This window comes from Planktothrix mougeotii LEGE 06226, assembly GCF_015207485.1.
Classification (GTDB): Bacteria; Cyanobacteriota; Cyanobacteriia; order Cyanobacteriales; family Microcoleaceae; genus Planktothrix.
Map to the genome: position 1 here is coordinate 31663 of NZ_JADEWU010000001.1, position 18616 is coordinate 50278.

The 18616-nt window shown below is 38.6% G+C and carries 15 protein-coding genes; 9 read left to right on the plus strand and 6 right to left on the minus strand.

Annotated features, from left to right (window positions below; genetic code table 11):
* Positions 1–192 precede the first annotated feature (192 nt).
* The 6 genes from fdxB to IQ236_RS00210 all read left to right on the plus strand — a co-directional run bounded on the left by fdxB (position 193) and on the right by IQ236_RS00210 (position 4499).
* The gene (gene fdxB / locus IQ236_RS00185) at positions 193–489 is read left to right on the plus strand and encodes a ferredoxin III, nif-specific (RefSeq protein WP_072721292.1); all 297 of its coding nucleotides are present in this window, start codon (positions 193–195) and stop codon (positions 487–489) included.
* A 509-nt stretch (positions 490–998) separates the two neighbouring features.
* A complete protein-coding gene (locus IQ236_RS00190; RefSeq protein ID WP_193867416.1) occupies positions 999–2585 on the plus strand; it encodes a helix-turn-helix domain-containing protein in 1587 nt (528 codons plus the stop codon).
* 377 nt (positions 2586–2962) lie between these two features.
* Positions 2963–3289, plus strand: a complete 327-nt coding sequence (locus IQ236_RS00195; RefSeq protein WP_190522514.1) for a hypothetical protein — start codon at positions 2963–2965, stop codon at positions 3287–3289.
* A 126-nt stretch (positions 3290–3415) separates the two neighbouring features.
* Positions 3416–3619, plus strand: coding sequence for a hypothetical protein (locus tag IQ236_RS00200; RefSeq protein WP_193867417.1), 204 nt, complete (start codon positions 3416–3418; stop codon positions 3617–3619).
* Between the two features lie 71 nt (positions 3620–3690).
* A complete protein-coding gene (locus tag IQ236_RS00205) occupies positions 3691–4101 on the plus strand; it encodes a HEPN domain-containing protein (RefSeq protein ID WP_193867418.1) in 411 nt (136 codons plus the stop codon).
* Positions 4080–4499 (plus strand): hypothetical protein, encoded by a 420-nt coding sequence (locus tag IQ236_RS00210; RefSeq protein WP_193867419.1) that lies wholly within the window; start codon positions 4080–4082, stop codon positions 4497–4499. The genes IQ236_RS00205 and IQ236_RS00210 overlap by 22 nt, the downstream gene beginning before the upstream one ends.
* Before the next feature lie 49 nt (positions 4500–4548).
* On the opposite strand, the gene IQ236_RS00215 is transcribed toward IQ236_RS00210, so the two are convergent.
* The 6 genes from IQ236_RS00215 to IQ236_RS00240 all read right to left on the minus strand — a co-directional run bounded on the left by IQ236_RS00215 (position 4549) and on the right by IQ236_RS00240 (position 15221).
* Complete coding sequence (locus tag IQ236_RS00215) at positions 4549–4980, minus strand: NUDIX hydrolase (RefSeq protein ID WP_193867420.1); 432 nt, start codon at positions 4978–4980, stop codon at positions 4549–4551.
* Positions 4981–5027: 47 nt separating this feature from the next.
* The gene (locus IQ236_RS00220) at positions 5028–9902 is read right to left on the minus strand and encodes a WD40 domain-containing protein (protein ID WP_193867421.1); all 4875 of its coding nucleotides are present in this window, start codon (positions 9900–9902) and stop codon (positions 5028–5030) included.
* Positions 9903–10203: 301 nt separating this feature from the next.
* Positions 10204–11400: a hypothetical protein gene (locus IQ236_RS00225; protein WP_193867422.1), complete on the minus strand. Its 1197-nt coding sequence runs from the start codon at positions 11398–11400 to the stop codon at positions 10204–10206.
* 254 nt (positions 11401–11654) lie between these two features.
* Positions 11655–12278, minus strand: a complete 624-nt coding sequence (locus tag IQ236_RS00230; protein ID WP_193867423.1) for a cytochrome c oxidase subunit 3 — start codon at positions 12276–12278, stop codon at positions 11655–11657.
* An 86-nt stretch (positions 12279–12364) separates the two neighbouring features.
* Positions 12365–14125 carry a cytochrome c oxidase subunit I gene (gene ctaD, locus IQ236_RS00235; protein ID WP_193867424.1) on the minus strand — a complete coding sequence of 587 codons (1761 nt, stop codon included), beginning with the start codon at positions 14123–14125 and terminating at the stop codon, positions 12365–12367.
* 79 nt (positions 14126–14204) lie between these two features.
* Positions 14205–15221 (minus strand): cytochrome c oxidase subunit II, encoded by a 1017-nt coding sequence (locus IQ236_RS00240; protein ID WP_193867425.1) that lies wholly within the window; start codon positions 15219–15221, stop codon positions 14205–14207.
* Between the two features lie 359 nt (positions 15222–15580).
* On the opposite strand from IQ236_RS00240, the gene IQ236_RS00245 reads away from it, so the two are divergent.
* The 3 genes from IQ236_RS00245 (at position 15581) to IQ236_RS00255 (ending at position 18590) form a co-directional block, all read left to right on the plus strand.
* Positions 15581–16495, plus strand: coding sequence for a COX15/CtaA family protein (locus IQ236_RS00245; RefSeq protein WP_193867426.1), 915 nt, complete (start codon positions 15581–15583; stop codon positions 16493–16495).
* Between the two features lie 62 nt (positions 16496–16557).
* Positions 16558–17523: a heme o synthase gene (locus IQ236_RS00250; RefSeq protein ID WP_072721310.1), complete on the plus strand. Its 966-nt coding sequence runs from the start codon at positions 16558–16560 to the stop codon at positions 17521–17523.
* Positions 17524–17744: 221 nt separating this feature from the next.
* Entirely contained in the window at positions 17745–18590 is an 846-nt protein-coding gene (locus tag IQ236_RS00255) for a M48 family metalloprotease (RefSeq protein WP_193867427.1), read from the plus strand.
* The last annotated feature ends 26 nt before the right edge of the window (positions 18591–18616 follow it).

The window sequence follows — 18616 nt, forward strand, 5'->3', positions numbered from 1 at the left end:
AGAGGGTTGGGCAACCCAACCCCTACAAATTGTGATTCCAATTTTTCTAAAACTAAAATTAGATTTCTCTATAATTTTTATCAAAAATCTCTTTACTTTTTTAAAAAAGTGAGTTAAAATAAATCTATAGTTTGAGTTGATCAGTATTTAAACAATTCAACCCTTTATCTATTGGGAATCTGAGGAATCATTATGGCAACATTAACAGGATTAACACGCGGGGGTAAAACCTGGACGCCTCAATTTATTACTGCCATTAATTATGCAAAATGCTTAGGTTGTGGCAGATGCTTAAAGGTTTGTGGTCAAGATGTTCTAGGACTACAAGCGCTGAATGAGGAAGGAGAATTTGTGGAGGACGAGGAAGACGAAGAATTTGAACGTAAAGTGATGACGATTGTTAATATTGATAACTGTATTGGCTGTGAAGCTTGTTCACGGGCTTGTCCTAAACAATGTCACACTCATAGTGCTTACGAGCAAAACTAAGGAGGAAGAAGAATCAGATTGCTCAAAATCTATGTATGATTTTTGACAAAAAATTGTAGGGGTTGGGAAACCCCTACGATAAAATCAGCAGTTCAACACTATAATTGTGATAACGACTTGTTGTTGCACTTTAGCCCTAAAAATAGGTGCTGAATTCCCAACAACGCACTTTTTTATATCGACCTTGATCAAGAGAATTTGAGCTTGACTTTTTCTATATACAAAGAATAAATAATTAACTGAAAATAGGCTGAATTTTCTCCAAAAACAGTATTATCAACGTTCTTGCAATCAATCTGAACATCGCACTGGAGGCTGTTGTTTAAATCTTCGTCAGCAGCCGCCTATAGAAAAGCGTAAAAATGCTTACCATGAACACAAATTATCAAATAATATTGTTACTTTACTAAAAATCATAAATAGCGTTTTTTTTGCTTAACTGTTCCAGCAAGAAAAAAAATTCCGAGTTTGATCTCATATCCCAAAACCCAAATATTTCAGATTGGTTTATGGCTTATAAAATCCCTGGTCATTGTCTGGCTTGTGATACCTGTCGCCCTGTTTGCCCAACCGGTGCAGTTAAAATCGAGGATAATCATTATTGGATCGATCCCGACCTTTGTAATAATTGCGAAGGCTATTATTCTGAACCTCAATGTTTAATGTTGTGTCCAATTTCTTGTCCTCTACCCTCTGAATCGAAAAAAGGGAGATATAAAGCAGAACTCAGACCAGTAACTAGCCCATCTTTATTTGCGAATGGGAAAAATCATCCGTTTGCCTCTTCCATGGTGATGTGGGAATTGTGTAACTTATTAACCCAGCGACAATCCTTGGATTGGAAATTTGATGAGGTTGGGGAGCCTTATTATGAACGACGAGTCAATGGCGGACGGGGAATGATTACGTTACGGATGAGTGATCATTCTATCGGAGAACTCGCACTGACTGGGATTCAATCTTTCGATATTCGAGCCGCTTGTATGCACTTAATTTATGCGGCTCATGCAACCGCGTTAGAAAAGCCTTGGGAAGAAGAGTTTATCATTAGCGATCGCCAAATAGAAGAATATTTAGAGTTAGATAAACGCAAAGATCTGAGTAAAGCCACTAAACTTTCCTTAATTCGTAAAATTGCGGAACAACCTTGTTTTATTACCGGGTCTATTAACTGGCCAAAGCAAGGAAAAGTGAATAAATTTTTAATTGTCAATAGTCCTTTATGGCATCTCACTGAAGTTCAACATCATTTTCAAGAAGATGAGATGGGATGTAAATATTTAGTCGGTTTAACCTTCAAAATTAAAGCTGGAATTTGGGCAAAATATTTTTTAAACCAACAAGGTTGTAAAGAACAAACTGCCTTTTATCAATATGGCATTCTACCCCAATCCCTTTTAAGTATTGTCATGAGTATTTGGCAACAACATGAAGGGGCCGTTCGGATGATGCTGTGGCTGTTGTTTAAAACCAAAATGGGCAAAGAACAACGAATTACTGTCCCCAAATTAATGCGAGTTGCTTACGGAGAAGAGAAATTAACCTTTGCTTCCCAAAGACGAGAAGAGCGCAAGCGACTTTTACGAACCTTTGAAAAAGATTTAGAATGTTTAAATCATTATGGATTAAAACCGGTTTTTGATTCAGTAACTTATCCCCCAGAAATTCAACCGTTATGGGCAAAGTTAGCCGAACTTCCCGATGATGCTGATGCCGCCCTAGATTTTTGGATTCAGGATGGAAGTAATGAAACTCGAATTACTGATGCTAGTCCTCGCGGTAAATGGAATTTATTGATGAATGCCCGAATTTTATGGTTTGAAATTCCTGTAGATTGGGAACAACGAATGAAAGCCCCCAAACAGCAACAACGAGGGACTCAGACGCGAAAAATTAAGTTAAAGCCGGAGTTGAATCTTTTACCTGAACAAATTGTTACGGCTCGTAAAAAACAAGGGATGAGTCAGAGGGAGTTGGCGAGAATCACAGGTAAGAGCCAAAGTTGGATTCGAGATTTAGAGAAAGGTCGTTTATCAGCAAAATTTTCAGATCAAACCCTCTTACGAAAAGTATTAGGGTTAAACAAGAATCATTAAAGCGTTGATGGGATTGAAAGACTATTCCCTATTTCTCTTTCTAAATTCCGTTAAACTCCTTTCTGGCTTCAAAATTCCCCTCTCCCTTCCCTGTTCCAGAGAAGGTTTTTTTATTTGAAGAAATAAAATTTAAACCCAGAAATTTTACGAAAAATAACGCTGACCGTAAAACCACTTGTTGAATTGTCACATCCGTTACATAATAGAATCCGTCTTTCCCCTTAACCGAGGACAGACTTTGGGGACGCGAAAATAACTGGAACAATCTCCCCGGTGAGAACCGACTTTAATAGAGATAGTAATGATATCAAGATCATTCTCATCCTGCTCGCACCCAAACCTTCCATCTAAATCATCAACCCAGAGGAGAGGTTGACATGAAAATCATTCAAGGATACAACCCATTACAACCTGTTTCACTGACAAAAATCCGTAAAGTCAGGGGCGTAACTATTGTTGAAAAATCAGGTGATCATTTGTATGTATTACCCGATGAACATAACGCTAAACCTGTATCAGAATTTAATAAAATTAGCTCTTTTGATATTAACAATTGGGCAGAGACAGCAACGGATTTAGATGGATTCTACTTCATTAATGCTATTACTCAAACAGGAAACTATTTGGGTTCTGAGCTAAATGATATTATCCTGGGACTCAAATTTAGAGGATTAGCAACTTACGTTTCGGCGGAGCAATCCTAACAAAAATTTTCATCCTTGGACTCTGCACCCCTCTAATTTTACCCCGGAAAGGTAAACCTACATCAAAATTGTCCTGATGGGGAATTAGAGGGGTGTATTAATAAGCATTTGCTTAAAGAGGGAAGGATGAACAAAGTATCATTAGGTACATCTACTGATATTCAGCGTATTGTTAACAAAATTTACGCCACAGGTCAAATTACTCGCGCTGACCAACAAGGCTTAATGGCTTTAATTTTCTCTGACCAAATTTTAGGCTTAAAAGAATGTCAACAAATTAGTGAAATTATTACTCGGTTACATCGGGGATGGTTAAGAGTCGTTGATTAATATAGAAAACCGGGTTTCTCAATTGAGGAGTATAATTAACAGGATGCGTTCTTTGGAGGAAGGCTAATTTTTTGAATAGGCAGGATTTCCAGGACTTAGCAGAGACTCGACGTAAAGAAGCAAAAGTGCTATTGGACAATCATCAATATTCCGGCGCTTACTATCTAAGCGGTTATGTGATTGAATGTGCTTTAAAGGCTTGTATTGCTAAGAACACTCAGCAATATGATTTTCCTGACAAGAACACTGTTATGGACAGTTACACCCATAATTTAGAAAAGCTTGTGAAAGTTGCTGGGCTTGATAGACAATTAAAGTCTCTACTAAACGATCAAGTATTTTTATCTCGATGGTCAGAAGTTAGAGATTGGTCAGAAGAAAGCCGTTATAAAAAACATAACCAACAAAAAGCTGAGGATATTTACTTAGCAATTACCGATCCTAGTCACGGAGTTTTACAATGGCTACAGCAACATTGGTAAATCAAGAGATAGAAGAAGGTCAAAGATTAATAGATGCTCTCAATGATGCAAATGTATCAGTTCATTCAGCTTTGTGGCTGTATTCGTCAGAATCGGAAACATGGCATCTGATGATTGCTTTACCTATGTATGATGATGTAGGGTCACTTAAAACTTATGAGAAGATCCTATCCGTTTTTCGCGAAGTCAAACCGGATTTAAAAATTGATTGGACAGCAATTGTAGCTGTTAGTCCTAATGATGAATTAATTCTAGGCTTAAGTCAAGAGCAACAACATTGGAATATCGACTTATCAGGAAGACGCATGACCAATAATATAGTTAATCGAATGCTGATTGAAGATGCTTACATTTACCAAATCGGCGTGAATTTAAAGCTGGGAATTTTACCTGAATAAAAATAGAGGGTTCCCCCTATTTCCTAAGCGTAAGATTGATAATAGAGAATTAAATACAATAGTCTAAAAAACCTTCAGGAAATAGAATCAACTCTCCTGATATAAACCGTTGTATTGAAACCCATAACGCTTTTTTATTACGTTTCTTTTCGACAAATTCTAGTTCTTCCAATTGATAAAATTTGATATCAACAAAATCACATCGATACAGTTGAATTAATTCATGTTGACTTTTTTTATCATAAACAAAAATATTTTCTAAACATCCTAAATAGTGAATATTCGTTAATTCCGCTTTAATTTCTTCTTGAAATTCTCGTTTTAAGGCATCAAGGCTCAATTCTCCAAAATCAAGCCCTCCTCCTAATGCTCGATAGAAGGTTTGTTTTTTAATGGGATCATAGCCTTGGGAAACAAAAATGCGATCGCCATTTTGAATCAATCCTAGTGCTAAAACTCGAATTTTACTTGATTTAGACATAGGGTCAGAAAGAGTTTACTCAAAAATAGCCGATAATATCCATTTTTTCAAGGAGAACTCTTAAACTCATCACAAATCTTTTTATTTATACCACTAATATTAGGGTTAGTTTCTAAATAATCTTTAAGCTGAATACAAGCCTGAGTTAGCAAGCTATCAGTATCTTGATTGATTTGATTAGTATCAATTTTCCAAATACTAATTCGGCTAGGTTCGGATTTTCGACTAGGTTCAGATTTCTGAATTCCTACTAATGTTTGACCATCCGGGCTAAAATTAACGGATAAAATAGGTTCTAAACTTGGCTTTAAAGTCGTAATTAAACTTCCATTAACATCCCAAAGCTTAATTGTACCATCTGCACTAGCAGAAGCCAAAATTTTACTATTAGGACTAAAATTAACTTCATAAATTGCTTTCCAATGTTTTCCTAAAACAACAGAAGTTTGTAAAGGTTTCCAGGTTAAATTTTGCTTTTTCCAAATAGAAATAGATTCTCCATCTTTGGAGGCTGTAATCCATTGACCATCGGGACTAAAACTCACAGAATTAAATCGAATTTGTGCCCCTGTTAACGGCGGAATCAAATTTTTCTGATTAACATCCCATAATTTCACGGTTTTATCTTCACTGGCTGAAGCCAAAATTTGACTATCGGGACTAAAACTTAAGTCATTAATTGCGCCTTGATGACCTTTAAACGTTTGTTTTAAAGTTCCCTGAATATCCCAAATTTTAATACTTTTGTCATCACTAGCCGTTGCAATTAACTGACTATCAGGACTAAAAACCACACTCCAAACCGGTGACTGATGAGGGAGAGTTATAAATTTTTTACTATCTATGTTCCAAATTCTAACTGTTTTATCCTGACTAGCGGATGCAATGCTTTTACCATCAGGACTAAAACTAACATTATTAACAGTATTTTGATGACCCCTGAATGTTTTTTTTACCTCTCCATTTAAAGTCCATAAGACAACAACATCATCTTTGGTATCGTCTTTTATGCGTAAATCCCGACCAGGAGAAGCCACTAACACTACGTTACTATTTTGATGAGAAAAACTACTGCTATAAATTTTATAATCCTTCAATTGGATAATTTTAGGTAATGCTTTTAAATTCCAGATTCTGACAGTACCATCTTTACTCGCAGAAAATAACCTTTCTTCCTGCTTAGAAAAACTGACTTGATTAATACTGTCTTTGTGTCCTTGAAGAGTAGAAATTAATGAGCCTTCTTGTGTCCAAATTTTAATCATTTCATCGGTACTTCCCGTTGCAATTAAACGACTATCTTGACTAAAAGCCACAGTATTAACAGCCTGTTGATGTCCTTCTAAAGTTCTAATTAATTGACCGTCAAAACTCCATAATTTCACAGTTTTATCATCACTAGCAGATGCCATGATTTGACTATCAGGACTAAAACTAATACTCCAAATCGGTTTAGAATGAGCCTTAATTGTTTGAATCAGTTTTCCCTGACGAGTCCAGAGATTAATGATACCATCTTCACTCGATGAAGCAATTTGTTGACCATCAGGACTAAAAACAACACTCAAAACAGGTTTTTGATGTCCATTTAACGTTTGAAGGAGGCGACCCTCTAAACTCCAAATTTTAACCGTTTTATCTTTACTAGCAGAAGCAATTTGTTGACCATCAGGACTAAAACTAACCCATTTGACTTCATCAGTATGTCCCTGTAATGTTGTAATTAGAATTCCATTTTTTGTCCAGAGTTTTATGGTATTATCTTTACTCGCCGAGGCAATGATTTGGCTATTGGGACTAAAGGTAACAAACCAAACAGATTTTTGATGTCCTTCTAAAGTTTTGATCAATTTACCTTTAGGAGTCCATATTTTAATAGTTTGATCATCACTTGCAGAAACAATTAATTGATTATCAGGACTAATACTAACACTTAAAACACTATTTTTTTGGTGTCCATCTAAAATATTTTGCTCTTGAATGACTTGAACAGCAAGACTTAATTTACTCTGGGTTTCTTGTTCAATGGCAGATTTAGGCATTTGGGAGGATAAAAGCTTTCCGGCAGTGACTAAAGTTAATAAGGCTTCAAGCTGGTTATTTTCAGTTGTTAAAGCCGTATATTTAGTATTTTCTAACGCTAAATTGACTTGTTTATTTTTGCCTTCGGAAATTCTCCAAAATCCTAATGCGAGAGTGAATAAAAGTGCCATCCCACTGCCAATAATAATTGAACGAATAAACAATTGCCAAAGTTCTTTATTTTTGGCTTCCGCTTGTTGGCGTTTTTTCCGCTCTATATCTAATTCTTCTAAAATAACTAAACTGCGATTTTGACGAATTAAACTAACTAAATAATCATGTACCAGTTGATATCGTTCTGCGGGAATTTCTGGTAAAATAAAGACTAAACCTGACAAAACAAAAATCTTGAGAACCGTATCTAAGTTTTCATTAATATTTTCAAAATGGTTTGCTAGTTCTTTGATTTCTCTGACTAAATCTGCACGGGTTTTTAAAGGACGAGTATTATTTTCATCGGTTAATAAATAAAGCACTAACTCAGCTAAACTTTTATTCGTTGAACCACAATCTCGAATTACCTCATCTAAATAATCTTCAACTAACTTTTGTTTTCGTCCCGCTTGTTGATATTGTTTTAAGGTAGTAATTCTTTGCGCTTGAAGTTGAGAACCCACCACTTGTAATTCTATGGGTCGAATATCTCCTGAGTCTTCTGCTAAATCTTCTACTAATTCCTCAATTAATGCAGGTTCGAGGACAAATTGTGTTCTTTCGGTTAAACTTTGAATCACCGATTTAGCTTCTTCCCGTGTAAAATTACCAATATAAGCCAGAATATTTCGATCTAAAATATTATTTCCAATTATTTCTAAATACCCTTGACGAGTACATTCTAATAAATATTGGATATAGTCTTCTCGCAAAGATAAAACAACTTTAACATAGGGAATATCTAAACACTCTTTAATAAATTGATAACAGCTTTGTCGTTGTTGTTGATCTTTACAAGCAAAGAAAAATTCCTCAAACTGATCAAAAATAATCACCACCCAAAAGTTTTGATTAACTAAACTTCTAATTTGTTCCAATATTACGGCTTGACTATTCAGTTCTGAGGAATCTAAGTCAATATTTTTAACCTCTCTAATGCCTTTGGTGAAAGCACGAGAAAAGTCTTGATTCAAATTAGTATAAACTTGCAGTAAAACGGGAATAAAACGACGAGTATCCAAAGACGCTTTCCGCAACTCTGGAATAAAACCGGCTTGTAAAATTGAACTTTTACCTACTCCAGACTGTCCATAAATCACCGTTAGTTTACAATCATTTCGGCTAATGCGTTCATATAACCAATTCACAACTGATAAACGACCCGATGCAGTAATTTCAGGATTAATAATTTTTTTGTTTTTCATAGGAGGTAAACCAGGATTACTAATGGTTTGAATATGTCCGAGTCGTCCGGCTCCGATAAAGGCTCTTAATCTAAATTGTTGCTCAATTTCCCGACGTTTTTGTTTAATTTCATAAGCTTTTAAATATTCGCCTTTTTGGAAATACAAATCATGTAATAGTTGTAAAATCTGAATATAAAGGTCGGGGTCATATTGGGGTTTAGTTCGAGCTTGAGCTTTTTCTAGGATTTTAATGGCATCTTGATATTGCTTTAATTTTTGATTGGCTTGCGCTAGAGCTACCAAATACCATCCCTGATGATAGCAGGTTTCCCAATCTAAAATCAACTGTTCATCCGAGGTTTTAGGATGATAATTAGAGGCGGTTTGAACTAATAAATTTTGTGCTTTTTCCGCTAAATTTTTAGCTTCCTGCCAACAGTTTTTAGCGAGGGATACTTCTGCTAAAAAATGATATCCTCGTGCTTCTCGGAAAGGATAAGTATAGATGCGATTATAATAAATAGATTCTTTGGCTACGGTTTCTAATTCCTGCCATTTTTTTAATCCAAATAATACATCCGCTAAAGCATTAATAAATTTAGCCACTAAATCCCAACGATTTGCCCGTTTAAAGGTTTGAATAGATTGAGTATAATAAGAATTAGCTTGATCATAAGCATATTCTTTTTCGGCTCGATGTAAAATGCCATAGCTATGCCACCAAAAGCCAATATAAAATAATAATTGACCATAACGAATTAAATTATTAGTTTGTTGCCAAAGTTCTAAACTTCGTTCATAATGTTTTAAGGCAGCTTGATCAGAATGCTCAGAAACTCGACCCAATACAAATTCTAAACTTGCTTCTAATTCAATATTTAAAAGTTCTCCCCGTTTCTGTAATTCTTGATAAGCGGCTTCTAATTCCAATCTTAATGGAGAACCCAACTCTAAATTAAAATAAGAATTATTTAAAAAAATACCCGCACCACTATCTAAGACTTTAGCAGAAACTTGATCTGCGGTTTCTTGAATAAAATTTAATAGATCTTCTGTACTAATTTCAAACTTAAGTGCTGTTGACCAACTATAAAAATCAGGAGCTAACCGAATTAAAGCGTGTAACAGAGAATCCGTTACCCAAAATACCAAAGGACAGCGAAATCGACGCCGAAATTCCTCCCGCATTTGGTTCATAATTTTAATCAGCAGATCCAATTGTTCGTTAGATTCTAAACCGGATATAATTAAACCTTGAGGTGGTATGGGTTCTGCGTCAATAACTTGTACTAAAGTGTTATAAACATTAATAACCTCAGAATCTAAAACCACAAATTTAATTAAATTAGGATATTGATGTTGCAATTTATTAATAATTATTTCTTTAACAATACCATGATTACAGTGAGCTAAAATCAAAGAAAAATCATCATTAAATCTTTCAAAAATACGATTTAAAGTTTTCAAAGAATCTTGATTTATTTGTTGTATTTCTTTCATAAATTTTGGGTTCTTTCTTCCTCATCATGATCATGACTATACTCAGTCTTTAAATAGGGAAGTTTAAATTCTGTAAATGACCTAACCCTTTTCTTGTAGATCCTTACACCCTAAAATTATTGATTCTTTTAGGTTTATACATCCCTATTTACTGAGTACAGCAATTGATTCTTCAAGTCAGGAACTGAAATGCACCCAAAATTACAATCTCAGTCCGTTCATGAATGCAGTGGTCTTGCTTATTCTATTCTAACGGGTGAGGGGAAATAATCACATCTCCTTTAACTCCCGATAGGTTTGATTAGAGTGCATCTAATTCTTCTGTAATAACACGACGCATAATTTCTGTGACTTCTGCCGCCATCCGAGCATCTAACTGCAACGCTTCTGGGGTACAATCATTAAAATTAGCTACGGGAATTACCCCTCTTAAGGTGAGTGCTAAAGTCCGAAATTGAGCCGATTTTCCGCCTTCTTTGGGTAACGGGTCAATAAACTGTACAAATGCCATATAACAAGCTTCTACAGTTTGCCGAGTTTCACTATTTCCATAACCCATTTTAGAAAGAATAACTGGAGTCGTAATCACCTCTTCAATTCCCAAGGTTTCTAACGCAACATCTACATAACGAGCCGGATCTTGACCCATTGCTAAAATCAAATAATTTAATGTTTGTTGTTGCAGGTTTGGAAGTTGACATTCCCCAGGAAGATAAGCGTGCCAACCTATCAAAGAAATCAAACGAGTCAAATCATAAGCTGAAACAAAATTGTCACCTTTAGGAGTGTCTGCAACAGCTTTAATCAATGTATTTTGAGTAGTTCGATCAAAAATGATAGGGTTTTGAATTGCAGGTAGTTCTCCATAATCTCCTTGAAATTTTAAAGTATAATTTCCCGTAACTTTTTGAAACCAAGCCTCCAAATTAGAACGGGTTTCAAACCGTTTAAAGAGGGCTGCCAAAGAATTAGAAGTTGCTATCTTTTCTTGATAGCTGACAATATCTTGAATGGCTAAATCTAAGGGATATTTAACGGTTGTATTTTTGGGATCTTTTAACTCTAAGTTTTTAATATCCCCTTGAGGAAATAGTTGATCGATTTTACTTAAAGTATTCACAACCGGAATCATTTTAGTAGAACTCCAAAATTGGGCAGTTTTGAGCGGATTTCTCCCCAACCAAATTGTCTTGAGTTCTCCGGCTTCAAATTTTCCTAAACTAATACAAGCTTCTTCAATTTGAGGATGGAGAAAATCTAAACCTTGTTCATCAATATAAGGAATTTTACCAAAAACGGGATAGGAGGTATATTGCAAAGGTTTTCGTTTTAAAGTTTGAGGATAATTGGGAATACTATTTTTATACTTAGATTGTTGTATTCCCCGATCTAAAAAAGCCAGTTTATCAGCATTAGCTCCAATTTTTTTTTCGATTTGAAGAAACTTATCAAACACTTGTTTTCTATTTTTAGCTTCTTCTAAATGATAGTTATTCATCAATGATGTCTCCTTAGTTAGTTTTATAGTGGTTGTCAGAACTCTGAGAATATAACAATGATCCACAAAGTTCACCTTTTTCTTAACTGATAACTGATCACTGATAACTGATCACTGATTTCACAATATCCAGATTATCCTTTTCTGTTTCAAAGGTTTCAGGGAATTAACCTTGATCATATTCATCTTTACCCCAAATTGCCAATAAAAAAACCCCGTAGGGGGTTTGAGGATAACGTTGATTTGATGAAGATTTACAACAAATACAACAAAATAAACAGAATAATCCAAACCACATCAACAAAGTGCCAATATAATTCCGCCGCTTCCGGGCCAAAATGGGATTGTTTGCTGTAATGAGTGGCTTTGCGGCCCCGCCAAAGAACGGCTAAAATTAACAAGACTCCAAAGGTGACGTGCAACCCGTGAAACCCCGTTAACACATAGAAAGAACTGGCGTATAAATTAGTCGTTAATCCAAAAGCTAATTGACTGTATTCATAGGCTTGACCTGCTAAGAAGGTTAACCCCATAATCGCCGTAGCAATAAACCAATTTCGCAACCCCGCCGCGTCATTTTTCTTAATAGCGGCAGTTCCTTGGTTCATGACAAAACTACTCGAAATCAGAACCACCGTGTTAATCGCTGGAAGCAATAATTCTCGTTCAGTGCCTTCCGGGGGCCAAACGGGAGACATGGCTCGATAAATTAGATACGCAGAGAATAACCCTAAAAAGATCATACTCTCTGCAATCAGGAAAACAACCACACCCAACATTCGCAGATCAGGGTGCTCTTCATGTTCATGTCCAGAGGCAGTGGCCTCCTGTTCGTATCCAAGAACGGTTTGAGACTCGTTAATTGCTGAACCTTGCATGAATTGATTTAATAAGAGGGAACAGGGAACATCTAATCAATTACGAATTGTCAATTACGAATTACGATCATCTTAATTCGTAATTCTTATTTGATGTCTTTTTCAGGTTCGACCGCCCTTTGGGAACGGTCGTCTGTAAATACTGTAGAAGATTTGGCTTCAGACAGGGGAACACCGACTTCTTTGGGGCGACTTCCGGTCATTTGTTTTAACCGTTGACGAATGGCTAGGGTTTTACGACTTCCGTAATCATAGGGCCCGGTTTTGAGAACCGGAGTCACGAGGAAGTTTTCAATTGGGGGAGGCGAAGAGGTCATCCATTCTAAGGTTAAAGCTTCCCAAGGATTATCAGGAGCTTTAGGCCCTTTGAACCAACTCCAAGCCGCATTAATCAAGAAGGGAATAGTCGAAACCGCCAAAATATAACTACCCAAAGTACAAACCTGGTTCAACGTTGTAAATTGGGGATCATACATCGCCACCCGACGAGGCATTCCTTGTAATCCTAAAGCGTGCATGGGCATAAAGGTCATATTCGTACCCACGAACGTCAGAACAAAGTGAACAATCCCCCAAGGTTCATTCATCATCCGTCCCGTCATTTTCGGGAACCAATGATAAATGGCGGCAAACACCCCAAACACCGCACCCCCAAACAGAACATAGTGGAAGTGCGCCACGATGAAATAGGTATCGTGAACGTGAATATCAAAGGGAACCGACGCCACCATAATTCCGGTGACACCGCCCATAACAAAAGTTGAAATAAACCCCATCGCAAATAGCATGGCGCTATTCAGACGGAGTTTACCGCCCCAAATCGTTGCTAACCATCCAAACACCTTAATCCCAGTCGGTACAGCAATGATCATCGTCGTGATCATAAAAAACATCCGTAACCAACCCGGAGTTCCACTGGTAAACATATGGTGCGCCCAAACAATTAAGCCTAAAAAACTAATGGCTAAACTGGAATAGGCGATCGCTTGATACCCAAAAATCGGTTTACGAGCATGAACAGGCAGAACATCAGAAATCACCCCAAAAAAGGGCAAGACCATGATGTACACCGCCGGATGGGAATAAAACCAAAATAAGTGCTGATAAACAACCGGATCACCGCCGCCTGTGGGGTTAAAGAAACTGGTTCCGGCGAGTAAATCAAAAGACAGCAGAATTAACGCCGCAGCGAGTACCGGAGTTGATAGAAGAATTAAGGCAGAGGTAGCGATCATTGCCCAACACAATAGGGGCATATCGTTGAGCCCCATTGTGGGAATTCGCATTTTAAAAATCGTCACCGCGAAATTTAATCCCCCTAAAATTGAAGAAGTTCCCAACAATAAAACGCTGAGAATCCAAATTTCTTCCCCAACTTGGCCCGACAATAAACTCAGAGGCGGGTAAGATGTCCAACCTGCTTTAGGTGCTTCAAATAAGAAACTCGCCAACAATAAAGTACCACCGGGAGGAATTAACCAAAAGGCAACAGCGTTTAACCGGGGAAACGCCATGTCTTTAGCCCCAATCATTAAGGGGATCAAATAGTTAGCTAATCCCGCACCCGCCGGAACGATCCACAAAAAGATCATCACGGTTCCGTGTACCGTAAACAAGCTGTTATAGAGTTCAGGACTGACAAAATCAGGATCGGGAGTTGCCAGTTCCGTGCGAACCGCCGTTGCTAAAGCACCCCCAACCAAATAAAAGAAAAATGCCGTCACGAGATATTGAATCCCGATGACCTTGTGATCGTGACTAAAACCAAAAAAATCTTGCCAACGTCGTTCCTGCTCATGATGAGCTTTAGGAACATTAGCCGCGAGATCCAGTTGTGCTTGTGCCATAACAATTGAGAAAAGATTGAATTGGGAAAAGTGAAATGTGGAATGTGGAATGTGGAACAGGCATCTTGCCTGTTAGGTTTTAAGTTGATTTACGGGCAAGATGCCCGTTCCACATCAGATGATCATGAATTTGGGCGATCACTTCAGGTTTGATGCCCATTTCGTTGGCGTAGGGTGCTAGAAATTCACCATCGGGTAATTCTGCGGGATTGATAGCAACGGCTTGTTGCAGGTTGGTTGCACTGGCAACGGCATTTTCAGCCACCCAAGCCGCATAATCTTCCGGGGTATCGACAATCATTTGCGATCGCATCGCCCCATGATAACCCCCACACAACTCAGCACAGACAACGGGATAGGTTCCAACCTTACTGGGTGTAAAGCGCAGTTCTGTGATCCGACCGGGAATCGTATCTTGCTTTAAGCGCAATTGCGGAATCCAAAAAGCATGGATCACATCTTGGGCCGTCATATTTAACTGCACTTCTTGACCCACAGGGACATGAAGTTCCCCAGAGGTAATCCCCGTCTCTTTGTAGTTAAAAATCCAGGCAAACTGTAACCCGGTAACATCCACATTCACAGCAGCGACCTTCCCTTCTTTATCGGGAGATGCCCCAATTCCCAAGGCGATTTGGGTAAATTCTGGGGGTTGCTGACCCTCGATTAATGGGGCTGCCATCGCCGATCCCTTCATTTTGCCGTGGGCGTGCATGGAATGTTGACCCGCCGCCATCGGATCAAGTCCCCCCATGTTGTTATAGATTTCAAAACTATAAATACCAATCCCCAAAACGATAACCGCCGGGATCGCTGTCCAGACAATTTCTAGGGGAATATTGCCGTGAATGGGTGCAGCATCGGTGGTGTCATCTTTTTGGCGACGAAATTTAATTAAAGAAACCAGCAGCACGCCTTCGACTAGAAGCACTAACCCAAAGCTGATGGTTATCATCAGGTTAAATAATCCATCAACTTCAGCCGCTTCTGCGGAGGCTGCAACCGGTAATAAATTATGGTTTTGACCATACCAGAGACTGACGAGAGTAATCCCGATCCCCACCAGCAAAGTCAAAATTGAACTTGGAATGATCACGCCTAGTCCTCCTTATTGAGCATTTCCAACACAGAGATCGGATAGGAAGATGCTGTCATTTACACGCTTGTTTAATCTTAGTAGGTGGTTGAGAAACCTGAACACCAGGGTTTATTTTCTGTCTAAAACCCTACATCTACGGTAAAGCAAATCACAAATCCCTAGGAGGATAGGAAGTCAGATTCACAGATTTTCTTAAGAATTTGGTGAATAGCCAACCGTCAATGGTTAACCGATGCCGCTAAATCAGAAAACTTTCTAAAAGTCTGTTCATCTAGGGATTGCATCGTTAACTTAGATAGGTAGAATCAACCATCATGTTTTAATGATTGCAATCTCAAGTTAAATGGGTAGAACTCATGGCCAATACTGTCCTTAACAATGCCAGTTTATCAACTGACCAGACGCAACAGAGCGGATCTCTGCCGCAAGATAGAATCCGGCGTTTAGTTTGGAAACTAAGTATTGCCACGTTACTGTTAATGGCCGTTGGGAGTGCCACGCGAGTCATGAATGCTGGGCTGGCTTGTCCTGACTGGCCGTTATGTTATGGAGAACTTGTCCCCGCAGCCCAGATGAATTTTCAAGTCTTCTTGGAGTGGTTTCATCGTCTCGATGCTGCTGGCATTGGACTAGGTACAATTGCCCTTGTGGGATTATCCGGGTGGTACAGACGGGAGTTACCCCAATGGTTGCCTTGGGCTTCCCTGTTTGCCTTAGCGTTAATTGTATTTCAAGGGGTTTTAGGCGGACTCACGGTGACAGAATTGTTACGTTTTGATATTGTTACCGCCCATTTAGGAACCGCCTTATTATTTTTCTCAACCTTGCTCGTTATCGGTTGTCTTCTCTTACCCTATCAAGGTACGGGTCATGTTGGAAAGCTAACAGGGTGCAGCACAACCGCAGCAATTTTAGTTTACTTCCAAAGTATTTTAGGGGCAGTGGTCGGTTCTCAATGGGCTTTACATCAATGTTTGGGGTCTTCTCAACTCTGTACTGTGATGAATAGCCATATTATTGGGGTTGTTCCCCCTACCCTAGCTACATTAACTTTAGTTATTTTCGCTTGGCGGACTTCTGCCTTGCATCCCCGACTCAGAAAATTAGCCAATATGGCAGGAGCTTGTTTAGTGGCTCAAATTGTCTTAGGGGTGGCAACGTTTTATCTACGTTTACAAGTCGAACCCCTCACGGTTGCCCATCAAGCAATGGGAGCTACACTCCTGGGAACCCTAGTCTGTTTTAGCACTCTAGCCCTACGGCGTGAGTAGAGACGTGCCATGGCACGTCTCTACCAGCAATCAGCAATCAGTAGTCAGTGAGGAATTTTTTCATGCAGGAAGTGATTCAAACTAACGTCTCTCGACACCATGATAATGTTTTACAAGTGGTGCAAAGTTATTATCAATTGACGAAGCCTAGAATTATTCTATTGTTGTTAATTACAACGGCTGCTGGAATGTGGTTAGCCGCCAAAGGAGAGGTTGATCCGTTATTGTTATTGGTAACATTAACGGGAGGGGCTTTAGCGTCGGGTTCTGCCAATACCATTAACTGTTTGTATGACCGAGATATTGATTACATTATGGAACGGACTCGCTGGCGTCCGCTACCTTCTGGTCGGGTTAAACCCGTAGATGCTTTGATTTTTGCTATCGCTCTTGCTATTGCTTCCTTTACGTTACTAACGGTTTTTGCAAATTTGTTAACGGCGTTATTAGCATTATCAGGAATTGTTTTTTATGTCCTGATTTACACCCATTGGTTAAAACGTCATAGCGTTCAAAATATTGTGATTGGAGGGGCGGCTGGAGCAATCCCTCCCCTAGTAGGATGGGCGGCTGTTACGGGAGATTTAAGTTGGTCTGCTTGGCTTTTATTTGCCATTATTTTTCTGTGGACACCGCCTCATTTTTGGGCGTTAGCCATGATGATCCGAGATGAATATAAGGAAGTCGGGGTTCCGATGTTACCTGTGATTGAAGGGGATGAAATTACTGCTCAACAAATCTGGATTTATAGCTTGATTTTGGTTCCTTCTACCTTATTGTTGGTTTATCCTTTGCATACGAGTGGTTTTGTTTATGCTGCGATCGCCTTAATTTTAGGGGGAATTTTCTTACAAAAAGCATGGCAATTATTACAATCTCCCTCGGAACGAAATACGGCTCGTTCATTGTTTAAATATTCCATTCTCTATTTAATGCTGTTGTGTGCCGGAATGGTGGTTGATAGTTTACCCGTGACCCAAAATATGGTGATGGCGGTCAGTGAATCTTTGCCTTTAGGATTCCTGTAAAATTCCCTAACCCTTAAAACCAGAAATTGCCCGCACCCTGCGGGCTTTCAATTTTTTAAATCAAATTTTTATTAAACTAATTTTTTCAAAAATGTATCTATCTTTTGATATATTTTTAATAAAAAATCATCCCAATTATCTCTATTATTCAAAATAATAATTATGCAGCCAAATTCCTTAAAAATGTGCTATTATCCCAGATAAGTGTTGAGATATTTTCCGTGCAAAGACTTTTATTGCGTCTGTTTATCGGAATTTTATTTGCTCTATTTGGGCTAGTTAGTTATTGCACCAATGTTGAAAAAAATCCCATCACCGGGGAAGTTCAACGAGTTAGTCTTTCTCCCCGACAAGAAGTTGTTTTAGGACTTAAATCCAGAGGACAACTGGCGGATCAATATGGGGGTTTATATCCCGATCCCAGGTTACAAAATTATGTCGATGAAGTGGGATTACGGGTGGTAAAACAATCAGCCGCATCCCAAGCATCCTATCCCTTTGATTTTCATCTATTGCGTGATCCCAAAACCATTAACGCCTTTGCCTTACCAGGGGGACAAATCTTTATAACTCTGGCTTTGTTTAATCGTCTGAACTCAGAAGCCCAACTCGCAGGCATCTTTGGCCATGAAGTGGGCCATGTCATTGCCCGACATGGTTCTGAACATCTGGCCCGACAACAGTTAGGGGTGGCGTTAGTCAATGCGGTGGGAATTACAGCCAGTAATAACCCCCAGGATGCTCAACAAGCCGCGATTTTAGCGCAAGCGGTGAATCAATTAGTCAATCTGCGCTATGGTCGAGAAGATGAATTAGAAAGCGATCGCTTAGGGTTTGAATTCATGACCCAAGCGGGTTACAATCCCAAGGGATTAGTAGAATTAATGCAGATTTTAGCATCGGCTCGTTCCGGGGGAAACCCTCCAGAATTTCTCAGCACCCATCCTAACCCCGGTAATCGGGTCGAACGGCTCCAGGCTATAATTACTGAAACTTATCCGAATGGAATTCCGGCTAATTTAGATGAAGGACAAGAACGCTTTACTCAAATTGTGGGTTCTCGCTGATGTCCTTTAAATATTGATCAGGTGAA

Coding starts and splice junctions, on each gene's coding strand:
- fdxB (WP_072721292.1), top strand. CDS start 193: ATGGCAACATTAACAGGATTAACACGCGGGGGTAAAACCTGGACGCCT.
- IQ236_RS00190 (WP_193867416.1), top strand. CDS start 999: ATGGCTTATAAAATCCCTGGTCATTGTCTGGCTTGTGATACCTGTCGC.
- IQ236_RS00195 (WP_190522514.1), top strand. CDS start 2,963: ATGAAAATCATTCAAGGATACAACCCATTACAACCTGTTTCACTGACA.
- IQ236_RS00200 (WP_193867417.1), top strand. CDS start 3,416: ATGAACAAAGTATCATTAGGTACATCTACTGATATTCAGCGTATTGTT.
- IQ236_RS00210 (WP_193867419.1), top strand. CDS start 4,080: ATGGCTACAGCAACATTGGTAAATCAAGAGATAGAAGAAGGTCAAAGA.
- IQ236_RS00215 (WP_193867420.1), bottom strand. CDS start 4,980: ATGTCTAAATCAAGTAAAATTCGAGTTTTAGCACTAGGATTGATTCAA.
- IQ236_RS00220 (WP_193867421.1), bottom strand. CDS start 9,902: ATGAAAGAAATACAACAAATAAATCAAGATTCTTTGAAAACTTTAAAT.
- IQ236_RS00225 (WP_193867422.1), bottom strand. CDS start 11,400: ATGAATAACTATCATTTAGAAGAAGCTAAAAATAGAAAACAAGTGTTT.
- IQ236_RS00230 (WP_193867423.1), bottom strand. CDS start 12,278: ATGCAAGGTTCAGCAATTAACGAGTCTCAAACCGTTCTTGGATACGAA.
- ctaD (WP_193867424.1), bottom strand. CDS start 14,125: ATGGCACAAGCACAACTGGATCTCGCGGCTAATGTTCCTAAAGCTCAT.
- IQ236_RS00245 (WP_193867426.1), top strand. CDS start 15,581: ATGGCCAATACTGTCCTTAACAATGCCAGTTTATCAACTGACCAGACG.
- IQ236_RS00250 (WP_072721310.1), top strand. CDS start 16,558: ATGCAGGAAGTGATTCAAACTAACGTCTCTCGACACCATGATAATGTT.